The organism is Alteromonas antoniana (assembly GCF_019249295.1).
In the GTDB taxonomy this organism is placed as follows: Bacteria; Pseudomonadota; Gammaproteobacteria; order Enterobacterales; family Alteromonadaceae; genus Alteromonas; species Alteromonas antoniana.
The window spans coordinates 1-15,215 of sequence record NZ_JAESDH010000011.1 but is presented as its reverse complement, the minus strand read 5'-3'; the positions used below and the strand labels follow the sequence as shown (position 1 = coordinate 15,215).

Below are 15,215 nucleotides of genomic sequence, written 5' to 3'. Positions count from 1 at the left end.
GTGCGAGAGCCGCGACAATAATTCAATGGTTTCTTCCCATGAAAGGTGGATAAGCTAGTCAAAAGGCTGGCCCTTATACCTGAATGTTTGCGGTAACGGCGAGGTAAGCTCACAAACTGGTCGTCTGGCTGACGGGGGGAGCAATAACCAGCGTTCCCGATGTGCTTTTCCGGCCTCTATGGCGTCATCGGTATCAAGGCAGGAGCTTGTAATTGAATCAGGCATTAAGATCCACCGCGGCGCATCACCAGATGTTCCCTCAGACTGCCATTGCCAGGCAGCCTGCACTTGCAGAGACAGTGGAGTATGGTAACCAAAATGCACCACCGTAAACGGGTTAAATAAAATGAATTGCTCTTTGGTATCGATTACCGCGACTTCTGCATTGTCGGGAAGATGCCGTTGTGCCACCTCAAAAATATTGTGCGGTGTACGGGCTACATTTATCGATGGCGCGCCCCACAGGCTGTAACTAAGCCAGAGCACTATCGAGAAAGCCGACCATATAGCAATGCTGTTTTTCCGGGTCAGCAACACCGCCAGCGCGCAGGCTGTTCCAGTCACGATCAGCCACCATGTCAGTTCCACGTCATGCTTGATATACAGTGCCGGTAGTGGCCCGTTTCCGGCCAGTGCCAGCGCCCCCAGCACTACCATGGCTGACGAGATTAACAGGGTAAAAAGCAGCAATAATCGCCTGACACCAGTACGCGCATAAACACGTTGCAAGAAGGGCGCGGCAGCCAGTATCAGCATGGGTAACGCAGGCAGAATGTAGACCCCTCGTTTGCCGCTGCTGATGCTGAAAAATAACACGGTCAGCAGGGAGAACATCAGTGGCATCACTACCCCGGCCCGGCGCAGTTTAACAGCGTCTTTCCAGTATCCCGCAAGCCAGGGGAAAAGCAGGATCACCGGGAGCCACGCCCATGGCACAACATGGGTTACGTAATACCAGAATGGCTTGATGTGATGCCATGCATTGGCATACCGGGTTACAGTTTGTTTGAGCAAAATATTGTCGCGATAGGCGACAAACGCACTGTTTCCCGAAGCCTGTACTGTCCATATCATTGGCAGCAGCCACATCGCCAGCGTTGCCAGCAGCAACATCACACCAATAAGCCACTGACCTGCAGTTAACCGGTATAAATTGTTTCTTGCTGACTGTGAGCGCAGTAAAAAAGAATAAGGAACCAGCAGCAGCAGCGGAAGAAATCCCACGCCTTTGGTCATGATCCCCAGTGCCATAAACACACAGGCGGCATACCACCAGCGATGTTGACCAGGAAACAAGGTGGCCCGTAATACGCCATAACAACCCAGCGTGATCCACATACACACTGTGGCATCAATCTGCGCTGTTTTTGCCTGCAGTATAAACTGAAACGTAAAAAGGAGCGTGAATACCGCAAGCCAGGCAGCTTGCCGACCATGCAGGCGACGAGTCAGGTCAAAGACGGCCAGCGCTGCTACCATGCCAGACAACGCAGAGGGAAGCAGAAAAGCAATTTTCAACGACCCGGTTATCAAAAACACGCCAGCTATCATCCACATGAAAACCGGCGGTTTATCGGGATACAGCTCTCCGCCCCGCATGGGAAATAACCACTGCCCGGTTTCTACCATTTCTCTGGCAACCTGAGCAAAACGAGGCTCATCAGCGGGCCAGGGATCCCGCAGCCCAATCCCCGCCAACAATACTGTACCCAGCAACAGCGCCAACCATAACCAGTCGCGTTGTGGAACATGAGTCTTTTGAGTCAACATCGTTACATCTGACTCCGGCTGGCAGGCACAATAGAGGCGTGATACCAATGATAGATATATGCACTTAAGCCAACAGAAACTGCAAACAGGATAAGGCTTACAGAAAACTGCCAGGCAGATACCTGTTCAATGCCCGCCCCTAGCAGGGCAAACACCACCAATTGCGGTAAATAGCCTGCCGCGGATGCCAGTAGAAAAGCGCTACCGCTGACAGGTGTTACGCCTGCCACCAGATTTGTCAGCGCGTTACTGCCTACGGGAAACAGACGGATAGCCAGCGTCGCGGAATAGGGTCGAGCGTCCATGACCGGTTTCAGTTGACGAAAAAGGTGCGGAAACCGGCGCTTTACCCAATGAGATAAAAAGCGACGGGCAATCCAGAAACCGCCTATGCAGGACAAACAACAGGCGACTAGTGACAGTGCTACGCCTCCTGCCGCACCTAAAAGGCTGCCAAAATAAAACGCAACTACCTGACGCGGGAAGCCAAATACCATGGCTACACCTGCTGCAAGTGTGATCGTTATCCAGCCTGCCAGACCAAAGCGGGACAGCCAGCCTGTCACCATCGCCGGCACCAACGAGTCGGAATTGGCCACAACGCGCACTGCAACCACCAGCGATAAACATAAAACCAGCACCGAGAACATCGGCAGTATTTGTTTCCCTTGCCGGACCATCGCCTCAACTTTCATCGGTGTGCAACATAATTTCCGGACGAGGACAACGGCGCTGTAACCACAGCACCCCCAACATATCGACGATCCCTACGCCAAGACGACTAAGCAGTGTATATTTTGAGGTACCGATCACGCGCTCACGGTGATTTACCGGAACGACGGTAATGCTGCCACCAATACGACGCACCAGTGCTGGAATAAACCGGTGCATATGATCAAAAAAAGGCAACATCATAAATGTGTTTCTGGGAAACAACTTAATACCACAGCCGGTATCAGGTACCTGATCATTCAGCAGTCGCTGACGAATGGCATTGGCCACTCTGGACTGTATTCTTTTAGAGAAAGTATCTCTGCGCGTGTGCCGGAAGCCCGCAATACAGAAGTGCTCAGCGGTTTGTGTACTGGCGCACTGAAGCATGGCGGGAATATCCGCCGGATCGTTCTGTCCGTCAGCGTCCATCGACACTATCCATTTCCCCTTCGCCCGGGATACGCCGGAATAAAGCGCAGAAGACTGGCCCGCACTGTTGCGGTGTAGCAGCAGCCTTATTGGCACATCGCCTCTGGCTTGCACAGCTTCAATTTCCGTCTTTGTATTATCTGTACTGCCGTCGTCGATGTAGATGATTTCGTAGCAATAGTTGCCGGGGATAGCTTGACGGATTTCAGCTACCAGCGGCTCAATATTTCCTTGCTCATTACGGGCCGGAATGACAATAGACAGGTCCAAGGCTTACCTCGACAGGTGTTTTTTCGCATACCGTAATAGGAAAAACTTAAGAGAACCTTAAGCAGAGCATATTCATGCTGACAAAAGCCGTTAACCAGTTATCGCTGTTAACCTGTCGGGGGAAGACTGCCACTCACGCGCGTTGAGCAATCTGCCCGGACGCCGTAACGGTACCGGTAACCTTAATTGTTTGTACAATTTGCACATTTACGGCCGTGATATGGCTGGCAACTACTACGGGGATCGTAATACCAAGGCGCGACAAGAAACCGGAGACCCGGCGGATATTCTGCGTATCCAGCCCTTCGAAAGGCTCATCCACCAGCAGTACATCGGGCCTGCTCAGCGCGGCGCGTAACAGCGCCACACGTTTACTTTCACCGCCAGACAAGTGTCTCCCCCCCTGTCCAAGCCAGCTATCCAAAGGTAGTAGGTGGCTAAGCCCCAGCGCTTCAAGCCCCTCAATGAGCTCACTTTCCGGCGCTTTGAGGTCCCCTGGACAGAGGTTTTCACGCAGTGTGCTGTGTAAGATGACGGGCGCTTGTTCGACGTAGATCCAGCCTTTTACCAGCCCCTGCCCGATAGTGTCACCATCAACCACCCGCTCACCGGTATAGCGAAGATGCCCGGCTAATGCCTGCAGTATGGTTGATTTGCCGCTTCCCGACTCGCCCTCAATCAGCGCAACGCCGCGTGCGGGTAAAACAAAGTCGATAGGCGGCACACTACGATCTGCCGCCGCAAATTGTCTGACTTCAATGCCTGAGCGCGGCCTGAACTGCCCTGCATCGCCTACTGGCACAAAAGACAATGAAGACATTGCCCGCTGACTTTGTCGATAGGCGGTCAGAGCCGGCCCGGCTTTAAACGAGCGCCCCAGCCAGTCCGGTGCTGCCAGCAGTAGCATAGGAATGATTACCGCCAGTGGCGCGTGCAGCACACTTAGCGGCGCTAACAGCATCACACTGACTAGTAAGCCAATACACACGCCCTGAAACAACCACTCCGCGCTTTCAGCTGCCCGTCGGTTATCCCGCTGAGCCTGCCAATAGTTTGTTGCACTGGGGGCTCCGGGCAGGCTGACGTTGCCGTTCTGGCTTCGCACACGCAAATGCCACAACGAGCTGGTATCCAGAAAATGTTCAGACTCAAAGCGGAAGCGCTGCTCATGGCGTATTTCTCTTGCCGCGATTTGCAATCCCCGTAATACCAGTGCGAGTTGAATCAGCAGCCAGGCTATGCCTAACAACACCAGAGAATACGTGCCCGGTAAGTCCAGCCATGTCGCCGTAACTAACGCCGCAAGCAACATCACAATGGCGCTGGCCTGGTGGGTAGCCCAGCCAATCCACACAGAGGCCAGATTTTCGGTATGCCGGGATAGTGCTTCGACCACCCACTGACGCTCCTCAATTCGCTTGCCTGCCAACTGACTGAATAATCCAAGACGCCAGTTGCGGGTTCGGTTGAGCATGTCTTTATGTCCTGCCCACATCTGAGCATAACCTGCGCCGATTCGTATTAGCGCCAGTGCTCTTATCACCACAGCGGGTACGACATAGTTAAAGCCCACCGGCGCAATGGCGCTGGCGGCAATAAACCAGGAAGCAATAATTAATACCAGAAGACCGCTTGCGCCATGGAATACCGCCAGCAGAAGGGTGAGCCAGGGAACACGCGTGAACGTCATCGCTGCTGTACCTCTGCATTTTCTATCAGCCACACTTTGTCGAACCAACATTCAGGCAGTGTTTTATGCGATGCCCAAATCACGGTTTTGCTACTACAGCACACTCGCAGCAACTCGATGATGGCAACATGTTGTTCCTGAGGTAAATGTGCGGTGGGTTCATCAAGTAACCACACATCAGCGTCGCGCAACAATAACCTCGCAATAGCCAGGCGCTGGGCCTCTCCACCGGACAATGGCGGATGTTCCCCAAATGGCGTATCCAGTTGGTTCTCCAGTTGCTTTGCCCAGGGTGAAAGCTGTACCTGCGACAACACCTTCCACAACCTCTCATCAGCGTAATGATCATCCAGGCACAGATTCTCGCGAAGTGTCCCCGGCAGCAAGGCTACCTGCTGTGACAGATAAACATACTGGCAATTCAGTCTGTGACTAGCGTCGCGCTGTCCCGCCAGCGCTTCCAGCAACAGCGTTTTCCCTGCACCGGAGGCCCCCTCAAGCCGAACCCAGTCACCTTTTGATATGGACAGCATGGATGCCGTCAGCTTTGGCGATGCCAGCGAAAAGTCAGCAAAGTGCTCGCCCCCGAAACTCCCGGCTGGTCGACTCGCCAGGCAGTCATGGGGTTCTGACACCAGCTCTCCCAGTGCCTCAGCAGCAGACTGTGCCAGTGCCTTTTGGTGGTAAATTTGCCCCAGGGCTTTCATTTCGGACAACAGCAATGGCACGGTGAGTAAAATCCACAGGCCTGTCAGTAAATCGATTTCCGGGCCAACCTGAATTTCACCCAGTAACGTAAAACCAATAAACACGGCAACCAGCGCCACACAAAGCGTAGCGAAAAAATCCAGTACCGTATTCGACAAGAACGCCACGGTGACCACTCGCATGGTCGCATTATTCAGTTGCTCACTGGCACGGTTCAACAGCGCTTTTTGTCTGTCGTAGGCGACAAACGATGCCAGCATGGGCAGGGCTTTCAGCCGGTCAACAAACATGCCTCCCAAGCGCTCAAATGCCAGAAAGTGCCGCTGATGAAGATGCGCAGCCCCCTTTCCAACCACAATCATAAACAGCGGCACGACGGGTAATGCAACCAGCAGACCGGCACCGATGACCGGATTCATCCAGCCGATAACGGCAAGTACCAGTATCGGTACCACTGCAGCGATGGATTGTTGCACTCGGTACTCATAATGCCAGTCAGCAATTGCAGGAAGGTGCTGAAGCCATAAGGTTTGCCAGTAGTATGCCGACTGTTGACGTATCAGCGCATGCTGCTGACAACTGAACTGCGCGATAAGACGCTTTTCCAGCGTCAGCAACAATGTAGCTTTTGCCTGCTCGGTTTGATGTGCACGAACACGTTGCAATAACCAGGCACCTGTCAGACAGATGAGCATCCCCAGCAGCGGTGTCTGAGACGATAGGGTGTCGTTAACGATCCAGTCCTGTATCAGAACAGCAAAGTACCAGTAAGCCAGAATCATGCTGATGGCTCTGCTGACGCCTAAAAACACCAGTAAGGAAAAGACGCCGCGTGGCGCAGCGTCTTCTGTTGCTACCGTGGTACGAAACCATTTAGGTAGTGAGACGGGAACCTCGGCCGACATTTAGTCGACCGTATCAGGACGGTCCATGTCCTCGGTAGCTTCAAGCCACATGGCATTGATAATACCGAATGAGCAAGCGAGTAATACGCCCAGGATCCAGGTGAAATACCACATAAGACCTCCTAATAAATCGCGTGTGATTTGTCCAGATCATCATTTTTGATCCGGCCACGCATCACGTAAAAGCTATAGGCTGTATAGCTCAGTACAATCGGTACAAAGATACAGGCAACCACAAACATAATTTTCAGCGTTAATTCGCTGGATGTTGCATCCCACATGGTGAGGCTCGCCTCAGGCATGGTGACGCTTGGCATCAGAAACGGGAACATTGAGAACCCGGCGGTTAAGATAACACCGGTGATCATCAGTGCGCTGAAGACAAATGCCCACCCCGCTTTTCCTACTTTAGAGAAAAAGGCACATGCCAGTCCACTGAAAATACCCAGTGCCGGTGCCACTATCATCCACGGATACAGCGTATAGTTATTTATCCACGCACCGGCTTCCATCACCACGGTTTTCTTCAGCGGGTTGGACGTCGCCAGGGCATCAACGGTGGATGTCATCACAAAACCGTCGATACCGAAGGCTACCCATAAACCAGCAATGACAAAAAGCAGCACTGTCACCAGGCTCAGAATGACCGACACGGCCCGCGCACGAACCTCAATGAACCCATCGGTTTTCATCTGCAGCCAGGTTGCACCATGATTCAGCAACATGCCTACGGAGATAAGACCGCTTAACAGCGCGAACGGCATTAGCAACCCAAAGAACGATCCGGTATACGTTGATTTCAGGGTGTTATCCAGCTCGAATGGCACGCCTAACAGCAAGTTACCAAAAGCCACACCAAATATCAGCGACGGAATAACACCGCCGGCAAACAGTGCCCAGTCCCAGTATTGACGCCATTTGGCACTGGGCAGTTTACTGCGGTAATCAAAACCAATGGGACGCATCCATAATGCTATCAGTGTGAGCGCCAGCGCCAGATAAAATCCGGAAAAGGCGGTCGCGTATATCATAGGCCATGCGGCGAAGATGGCACCACCTGCCGTAATAAACCAAACCTGATTGCCATCCCAGTGGGGGCCAATCGTATTAATCATTACCCGGCGCTCTTTGTCGTTTTTCCCGATCAGCGTTAGCAGCGCGCCAACACCAAGGTCAAACCCGTCGGTAACGGCAAACCCGATCAACAGTACCCCGACCAGGCACCACCAGATTATCCGCAGCACTTCATAGTCAATCATGCGCTTGCTCCTTTCATAGTCAGACCCAGTTCATCATCCAGTATCTCATTATCTTCCGGTGGAACCGGCCCTTTTTTGGCAAATTTTTTCATCAGATAAAAGGCAATAATGAACATCACGGTGTAAAACGCGGTGTAGGCTACCAGCGTGATAACTACATCCGATACTGCCAGATTGGATACCGATGCATGGACCGGCAAAACTTCGGCGATAGACCAGGGCTGACGACCATATTCAGCAACAAACCAGCCTGCTTCAGAGGCAACCCACGGTAACGGAAGGCTATACAAAGCCAGTTTCAGCAGCCAGCGCGGCTTGGTAATACGATGTTTGGTGCTGTAGTAAAACGCCAGTGCGAACACAGCCAGCATGATAAAGCCACTGATTACCATCAGACGGAAACTCCAGAACAGCGGGGTAACCGGCGGAATACTGTAATCCACGGCGCTCTGTACATTGGCGTCAGAAGGTTGCGTAATATCGTCAGTAAAAGGTTGCAACAACATGGCATAACCAAGGTTATCTTTATTGTTGTCGAACACATCGCGCTCGGCAGCGGTTGCCGTGCCTTCCCGAACTTCATCGAGGTACGTGTAGGCCTGTACACCAGAGAGAATTTTTTCACGGTTCTCTTCTTTAATTTCTTTAAGTCCCATGACTTCTTCGTCAAACGAGCGGGTTGCAATGATACCCATCACCCACGGAATTTTTACCGCGTAGTCGGTACGCTCTTCCTCATCGTTGGGAATACCGAACAAGGTGAAGCCAGCAGGAGCGGGATGCGTCTCGAACTCCGCTTCCACAGCGGCCAGTTTTACTTTCTGTACATCACCTAACTCATAGCCGCTTTCATCGCCCAGCACGATAACGGATAGAATTGCCGCCATTCCGAAGCTGCTGGCAATGGCAAACGACCGGCGGGCAAACGCGATATGTTTATGATTAAGCAGGTAGTACGCGGAAATCGCCAGCACGAACATGGCACCTGTGACATAACCAGCTGAAACGGTATGGACAAATTTTACCTGCGCCACCGGATTGAAAATTACGTCAGCGAAACTGGTCATTTCCATGCGCATGGCTTCAAAGTTGAACTCAGCGCCTACCGGATATTGCATCCAGCCGTTGGCAATGAGGATCCACAGGGCAGAAAAGTTAGAGCCCAACGCCACCAGCCAGGTAGTCATCAGGTGTTTGACTTTGGACATTTTGTCCCAGCCAAAGAAGAACAGCCCCACAAAAGTGGATTCCAGGAAAAAGGCCATCAGCCCTTCAATCGCCAGCGGCGCACCAAAGATATCGCCAACGTAATGCGAATAATATGACCAGTTCATACCAAACTGGAATTCCATGGTCAGGCCGGTTGCCACTCCTATCGCGAAGTTTATGCCAAACAACTTGCCCCAGAATTTTGTCATTTCTTTATAAATTTCCTTGCCCGTCATCACATAGACCGACTCCATGATGGCCAGCAGGAAACTCAGCCCCAGCGTGAGTGGGACAAAGATAAAGTGAAACATGGCTGTTAGCGCAAATTGCCACCGCGATAGTTCTATTAACGTATCGCTCATGAGGTTTCTCCTATTACTTAAAAATATGCGGTCAACATCAGCTTCAGTTGCTGTGTTACACCTCGCCACACCATCGATGAAACGAAGGCTATGAGCTCACCTCAGCACGGAATGTGCCAGCTTATGACATCGGTCCTTGAGATATTCCCGTTCTTTAACCCAGATCAACTTTTCTCAAAAAAAGCTTTATTAATAAGGGCTTAGAAAAACAAAAATAACGTAGAAGACGACTGGCGTGTCTTGCAGACTAGTAAATCACACCTGGTAGTGGGGCGAATTGATCTGAAGCAAAGGAGGGGGATAAGGAGCCTGCCAAAAATGACATTATGAGTGTCATTTTTGACAAAAAGAACCTGCTTCTGGCGCCACAAGTGAGGACCAGAACGCAGGGATGGCTACATTGGGTGACAATATGCCGGGTTACTGCGCAGGGTCAGCCGGAACCGGCTCTGGGCGCCAGAACAGCGTAAATGCACCGCGAAGATCGCCTTCACTGAACCCTGTGGCGCTGTCTTCGGGATAGTGCTGACTGATTGCCGCTTTTACAGGATCGGCGATATCGACGCCGTGACAGGTGGTACAGACTTCACCGGTGCCAATGGCTTTCATATAACGAAAAGTTTGCGTTTTCTCGTTCCACTGCGTGGCTTCAAGCGGCCCCTTAGCCACTGAGGCTGACATGGCTTCGGCAAAGCGGCGTAACTGCTCACGCTCCCACGTGTCAGGCGCATTGTCCGGGTTTCTTACCCTGAGACTAGTGCGACCTACTTCCCAGCCATCCTGGCTGAGCGATTGCGCAATTGGCATCGCGGCTTCCTTGCATACACGGATCCCTGCAACCGGGCCGCCCTGTTTGATTGCCGATTGCAATGTGGAGGAGAGCTGCTGCCCCAGCGCTTTAGCATGCTCACGAGCCTCCTTTGTCAGTGACGCAGGCATAGGGGACGCCTGCAAGGTAAAGCAAGAAAATGCCAACAGTGCTGGTAGCAAATAGTGCCGCCGATTTGTCTTCATTTGTCCAGTCTCTCTATTCCCAGCGCCTTTAACACGTATTTTTCATACACCGGTTCGCTGTTCCCGGTTTTCATTTTACGCATGAAATACTTCTCGAAGGCAATTTTCGCCAGATGCACCCATTTTCCTTTTTTAAACCAGGTCACATTGCGAGGCGGAATTTGCGGCATTGCCACAAACGCTGCGCCAGTATCTCCCATGTCAGCAAGACAGATAGCATGCCAGGTACCTTTGCAGTGCGGCTCAGCGCCGTCTTTAATAATAGCCTTTAAATTGTGCGCTATCGCCGTCATCATGGTTTCAATCATATAACCGGTTTTCGGAGTGCCGGTGGGTACCGGTGTGCTTTCAACCGGCGGAATCGCCACACATACACCACCGGAAAAGATATTGGGGAAGGCTGGTGAGCGCTGATACTCATCGGTAATGACAAACCCTTTGGGGTTACACAGTCCCTCCACGTTCGCAACAGCATCAACCCCGGCAAACGGTGGGATCAACATCGCGTGACTGAAAGGTATGTCGTGGGAGTATTCCACTTCGCTTTTCCGGTTTAGCTCAGACACATGCATCACACCCTCTTCGACAGCATCCACAGTGGCATTGCACACCCATTTAATATTACGCTGACGAAGTTCAGACTCCAGCATCGATTTGGAATCCCCGACACCACCCAGCCCTAAATGCCCGATGTAAGGTTCGCTGGTAACAAAGGTGATGGGCACTTTGTGGCGGATTTTCGCGTCGCGCAGCGCTTTATCCAGAATAAACGCATACTCATATGCCGGTCCGAAACAGCTGGCGCCCTGAAATGCTCCCACTATCACCGGGCCGGGGTTTTTAGTGAGCTTTTCAAAATCCTCATAACACTGCAAGGCATGATCAAGGGTGCAGACTGACTGTGTAAATGCGTCCGGACCGGCCCCGGCTATCGCGTTGAAAGCCAGTTTCGGTCCGGTAGCGATGATCAGATAGTCATACTCAATGCATTCGCCGGTATCAGTAACAAGCTGGTTGCTGGCGGTGTCTATTTTCTCAACCCGTGCGCACACGAAGCTGATATTCTTTCTGGACAGATACTTATCTATTGGCAGCGTGATCGCGTCTGGCTCGCGCCAGCCCACCGCAACCCAGGGGTTGGAGGGTACAAAACGAAAGGTATCCCGCTCATTCACCACGACGACGTCGTGCTCTTTTCCCAACGCTTCCTTCACTTCGTACGCTGCTGGCATGCCACCAGTGCCTGCGCCTAACACCACTACTTTAGCCATAATATTCTCGCTTATTTTTGTATTACCGGCCGCCTTCAGGCCATGTTAACGAGATGTGAAACCAAGATATGTGCCAGCTGCGCGAGTCAACCTGAACGCGCCTGTTTTTATTAGATTTTTCTAATATTAATATTTGGTGTATGCTCAGAAGCAGTGGTGACTTGTCACTTTTGTCAGTACGCATTGCCATTTTTGGCAGGGAGTGAATCATGAACGCGTCCATTATCCAGTCAATGATCCAGGCCATCGATAAGCCGGCGATTTATATCTCCCCTGACTACGCCATTCAAGCCGTCAATCAGGCATATCGGGATACCTATCCAGATGAGGTGGTAATCGGGCACAGCAAATGCTACTGGATTTCACACCGAAACCAGAAACCCTGCGATCAATGTGGTGAAGCCTGTCCGATGGCGCAGTGTAAGGAAACTGCGCTCCCGGTGAGCGTGGTGCACATTCACCACACCAGCGAGGGAAAAAGCTATTGCGACATTCTGATGAAACCAGTGAAAGATGAAAATGACAAGATAGTGGGCTTTCTGGAGATCCTGGATAAGCTCAGCTTTGCCTCTGCCGAATCGGAAGCGAAAAAGATGATAGGTATCTCCGCCCCCTTTCGCACCATGTTAAATACCGTGAACCGGGCCGCACAATCAGACATTGCCGTGTTGCTGCAGGGTGAAACTGGATCTGGTAAAGAGCTGGTTGCCAGCGCGCTTCACCAGTCAAGCAAGCGTAAAGACAAGCCCCTCGTCGTTATCGAATGCACCGGCCTGAACGAAAGCCTGTTTGAGTCAGAGCTGTTCGGTTACGAAAAGGGCGCATTTACCGGCGCAACCACCAGTAAAAAAGGGCTTATTGATGCGGCTAACGGCGGCACCGTGTTCTTTGATGAGATAGGGGATGTACCACTGAATATGCAGGTGAAACTGTTGCGCTTGCTGGAAACACAAAGCTACCGTCCGGTAGGCGGACTGAAACCCAAAACGTCGGACTTTCGCCTGGTGTGTGCGACACATAAAAACCTTTTAAAAATGGTTGAGAAAGGTGACTTCCGGCAGGATTTGTACTATCGCATCGCTGGCTTTCCGATCTATCTGCCTTCACTGCGGGAGCGCGCTGACGACATTCCAGCGCTTAGTGCGCACATGCTACGTTGCAGTGAACATGGCCATAAAAAATTCAGTGAAGCTGCGCAGCAGATCCTCAACGGATATGCATTTCCCGGCAATATCCGTGAACTGAAAAACATTGTTGAGCAAGCGGCCCTGCTGGCTAACGATGACATCATTTACCCGCAGGACCTGCCAGCCTATATCACGCAGTCTCACAGCAATGATGACAGCGGCGAGGCGCGAATACGCACCCTGGACGACGCCGAGGCCGATTATCTGCGTGATATTTGTGAAAATTATTCCGGTTCGCCTGACTCACTCGCAAGACAGTTAGGAGTGAGCACCCGAACGTTATACCGAAAGCTTCAGCGGTATCAGATCAAGCTAACTGCGGACTAACCACCAGCAGCGTGGCCTCCCAAATCAGCTTCAGCGCCAGCAGGGTGACTATCCAGCGAAACACGCGAAGAAAACGCTCGGGCGGTATTTTTGACAAAATTTTAAGGCCAGCCCAGGTGCCAATAAAGCCGCTTAACACCATCGCGGAAATCAGCCCCAACCATGCAAAGAACTGAAATCCGACAGCTGTGAACACAACTGCCTTGAGGATATTCTGAAAGGTCATGCAACTGGCAAAGGTCGCGGTGATCTGCATTTTGCTGTAACCATTGCGATGTACAAACGCCGCTACCAGCGGGCCGGTCGCCCCCACAAACATGGCAACGAGTGTGGTCACCGCCCCGGCCAGCATTCGCCCTAGGGGTGACATTTCCCGCACCTGGGGTTTACTTCCCCATACCAGAAACAAAATGAACCCTGCCACTGCATACTGAATAACAACCAGTGGTAACTGCACAACCACCAGCGATGCCAACAAAGCGCCAGGCAGTGCGCCCAGACTAAAATATATCAGCATTTTCCAGTCGATATGGCGCCGGGTCATTACTGCGCGATTCCCGTTGGAGCCTAACTGTACCAGGCCATGCAGAGGAATGAGCGCGGCTACCGGCACGGTCGTGGCCATGACAGCCAGCAGAAGGACGCCGCCACCGATCCCCAAACTCGCGGTTATCAGCGAGGTGAATCCGGCAAGCACAATCAGTCCGGCTGCAGTCAGAAGCGTAATAGCACCGTCTGCCGTCAGCAGACGCGTTAACAGCTCATCCATTGTTGATTGTCGTTACCCTGCACGTTTGCGATTCAGCACCGACACCACTAATAAACTCGGCATCGCCATGATGCTCCCAGTACAGGGTATTTGCTCCCTCATAGCGCGTGCCACTGGCAGCTTTTTTCTGCCATAGCAGTAATGTGCTGGGTCCGCCCTCAATTATCATCGCGGGCGCAGGGGTATCAAAAAATCGTGCAACATAAACGCGTTCCTCCGGACAAGCAAGAGCGGCCTGTGCAGTCGGCTTCACCAGCGCGTATTGCGCCTGCAGCTCACTAATGCGTTCAATGTATTGATCGCGCACGCAGCGAGTCAGGTCCGTTGCCTGCCAACAGGCATCACGGCCTTTTATCCAGCCTCGTTGCATGGCTTTGAGCGTCATTTCCTGCTGCCCACTTACTTTTCCGAGCGCGTTCATATACGTGTCCTGAAGCCAGGTATCCAGTGCCGCCAGCGATGCTGACTGACAAATCGCCTGCTCTGCCTGGCCAGGGTTATCATCACAGGAAAACGTCGGCTTCACATTCAGTGCAGCAAGCACCGAATCACACCATTCAAGCGTGCCTGCCTGCGGAAACGATGTTTTTCCCTGCCGACCAAGCTGATGCTCGATACTGCCATACCATTCGCGACTGCCGACATCCGGTCCATGGCCCTGTCCATCCTGAGCAGATATGTAATGTCGGACCCGGGAAATGATGGCAGCAGGACAAGCATCAAGGTTGACAGGGACGGTCGCAGTACCAGTGTCAGTGGACGCGGGGGGCGACTGCTGGCAGCCTGAAAGCAGTAAAGTAGCGAGCGCAATCACCAGATAAATAAAACGCATAGTCAGTCCTGTAATACGATGAGCAGAGGGTGGCACATGACGTCCCCCCCTCTGTCACTATCATGCCGTTTGAATAAGTTCAGATTACAGGAATTTCCGCGCTACGCCACAATACACATTGACATGCAGAGAGGTGAGGCTGGAATGGATGATAGTCGCCCACGTGAATGAATACGCGTAGACAGCGCTGAAAAAAGAGGTTTCTGCAGTTGCTCTGAGTCTACAATCAGCAACGCATCAGTGACGCTCACGCGGCATAGGTAAGTGTTCACTGGCAGGCGTTTACAAACTCAGGAGCGTTCATTTTGAAGCTCTGTGGGTTGTGAGGCCGGTGAACGCTTTGTCAGATTCAGCCAGAATATCATTTCGAACAGCACACCGAGAAGGACAAATACCACGATCCCGCCGTGCACCCCCATGGCATAACAAACGACTATGGCGTCAACCCGAAATTTAAGCTGTTTTTTCTTCCCACACGACGCCATCTCTCACCATCGAA

13 protein-coding genes are annotated in these 15,215 nt (G+C 52.1%); 1 reads left to right on the top strand and 12 read right to left on the bottom strand.

All coding sequences use genetic code 11. The features are described 5' to 3' along the window. Window positions 1–54 precede the first annotated feature (54 nt). The 10 genes from JKP77_RS10710 to JKP77_RS10665 all read right to left on the bottom strand — a co-directional run bounded on the left by JKP77_RS10710 (window position 55) and on the right by JKP77_RS10665 (window position 11,601). A complete protein-coding gene (locus JKP77_RS10710; protein ID WP_218311167.1) occupies window positions 55–1,770 on the bottom strand; it encodes an ArnT family glycosyltransferase in 1,716 nt (571 codons plus the stop codon). Window positions 1,771–1,772: 2 nt separating this feature from the next. Continuing rightward, window positions 1,773–2,465 (bottom strand): TVP38/TMEM64 family protein, encoded by a 693-nt coding sequence (locus JKP77_RS10705; RefSeq protein ID WP_218311166.1) that lies wholly within the window; start codon window positions 2,463–2,465, stop codon window positions 1,773–1,775. Continuing rightward, entirely contained in the window at window positions 2,455–3,183 is a 729-nt protein-coding gene (locus tag JKP77_RS10700; protein ID WP_218311165.1) for a glycosyltransferase family 2 protein, read from the bottom strand. Before JKP77_RS10700 ends, JKP77_RS10705 begins: the two co-directional genes overlap by 11 nt. 133 nt (window positions 3,184–3,316) lie before the next feature. Then, window positions 3,317–4,873 carry an ATP-binding cassette domain-containing protein gene (locus JKP77_RS10695; protein ID WP_218311164.1) on the bottom strand — a complete coding sequence of 519 codons (1,557 nt, stop codon included), beginning with the start codon at window positions 4,871–4,873 and terminating at the stop codon, window positions 3,317–3,319. Continuing rightward, window positions 4,870–6,486, bottom strand: a complete 1,617-nt coding sequence (locus tag JKP77_RS10690) for an ABC transporter ATP-binding protein/permease (RefSeq protein WP_218311163.1) — start codon at window positions 6,484–6,486, stop codon at window positions 4,870–4,872. Before JKP77_RS10690 ends, JKP77_RS10695 begins: the two co-directional genes overlap by 4 nt. Next, window positions 6,487–6,600 (bottom strand): cytochrome bd-I oxidase subunit CydX, encoded by a 114-nt coding sequence (gene cydX / locus JKP77_RS10685; protein WP_218311162.1) that lies wholly within the window; start codon window positions 6,598–6,600, stop codon window positions 6,487–6,489. A gap of 8 nt (window positions 6,601–6,608) precedes the next feature. Continuing rightward, entirely contained in the window at window positions 6,609–7,745 is a 1,137-nt protein-coding gene (gene cydB / locus JKP77_RS10680; RefSeq protein ID WP_218311161.1) for a cytochrome d ubiquinol oxidase subunit II, read from the bottom strand. Beyond that, the gene (locus JKP77_RS10675; protein WP_218311160.1) at window positions 7,742–9,316 is read right to left on the bottom strand and encodes a cytochrome ubiquinol oxidase subunit I; all 1,575 of its coding nucleotides are present in this window, start codon (window positions 9,314–9,316) and stop codon (window positions 7,742–7,744) included. The genes cydB and JKP77_RS10675 overlap by 4 nt, the downstream gene beginning before the upstream one ends. Window positions 9,317–9,736: 420 nt before the next feature. After that, window positions 9,737–10,255 carry a Tll0287-like domain-containing protein gene (locus tag JKP77_RS10670; protein WP_220100140.1) on the bottom strand — a complete coding sequence of 173 codons (519 nt, stop codon included), beginning with the start codon at window positions 10,253–10,255 and terminating at the stop codon, window positions 9,737–9,739. Between the two features lie 71 nt (window positions 10,256–10,326). Continuing rightward, complete coding sequence (locus JKP77_RS10665) at window positions 10,327–11,601, bottom strand: NAD(P)/FAD-dependent oxidoreductase (protein WP_218311158.1); 1,275 nt, start codon at window positions 11,599–11,601, stop codon at window positions 10,327–10,329. A 209-nt stretch (window positions 11,602–11,810) separates the two neighbouring features. On the opposite strand from JKP77_RS10665, the gene JKP77_RS10660 reads away from it, so the two are divergent. After that, on the top strand, window positions 11,811–13,115 hold the full coding sequence (locus JKP77_RS10660; protein ID WP_246601175.1) for a sigma-54 interaction domain-containing protein: 1,305 nt from the start codon (window positions 11,811–11,813) through the stop codon (window positions 13,113–13,115). On the opposite strand, the gene JKP77_RS10655 is transcribed toward JKP77_RS10660, so the two are convergent. After that, window positions 13,096–13,884 carry a sulfite exporter TauE/SafE family protein gene (locus tag JKP77_RS10655; RefSeq protein WP_218311157.1) on the bottom strand — a complete coding sequence of 263 codons (789 nt, stop codon included), beginning with the start codon at window positions 13,882–13,884 and terminating at the stop codon, window positions 13,096–13,098. The two genes, JKP77_RS10660 and JKP77_RS10655, sit on opposite strands and share 20 nt — an antisense overlap. Further along, window positions 13,877–14,716 carry a lysozyme inhibitor LprI family protein gene (locus JKP77_RS10650; protein ID WP_218311156.1) on the bottom strand — a complete coding sequence of 280 codons (840 nt, stop codon included), beginning with the start codon at window positions 14,714–14,716 and terminating at the stop codon, window positions 13,877–13,879. Before JKP77_RS10650 ends, JKP77_RS10655 begins: the two co-directional genes overlap by 8 nt. Window positions 14,717–15,215: the final 499 nt, after the last annotated feature.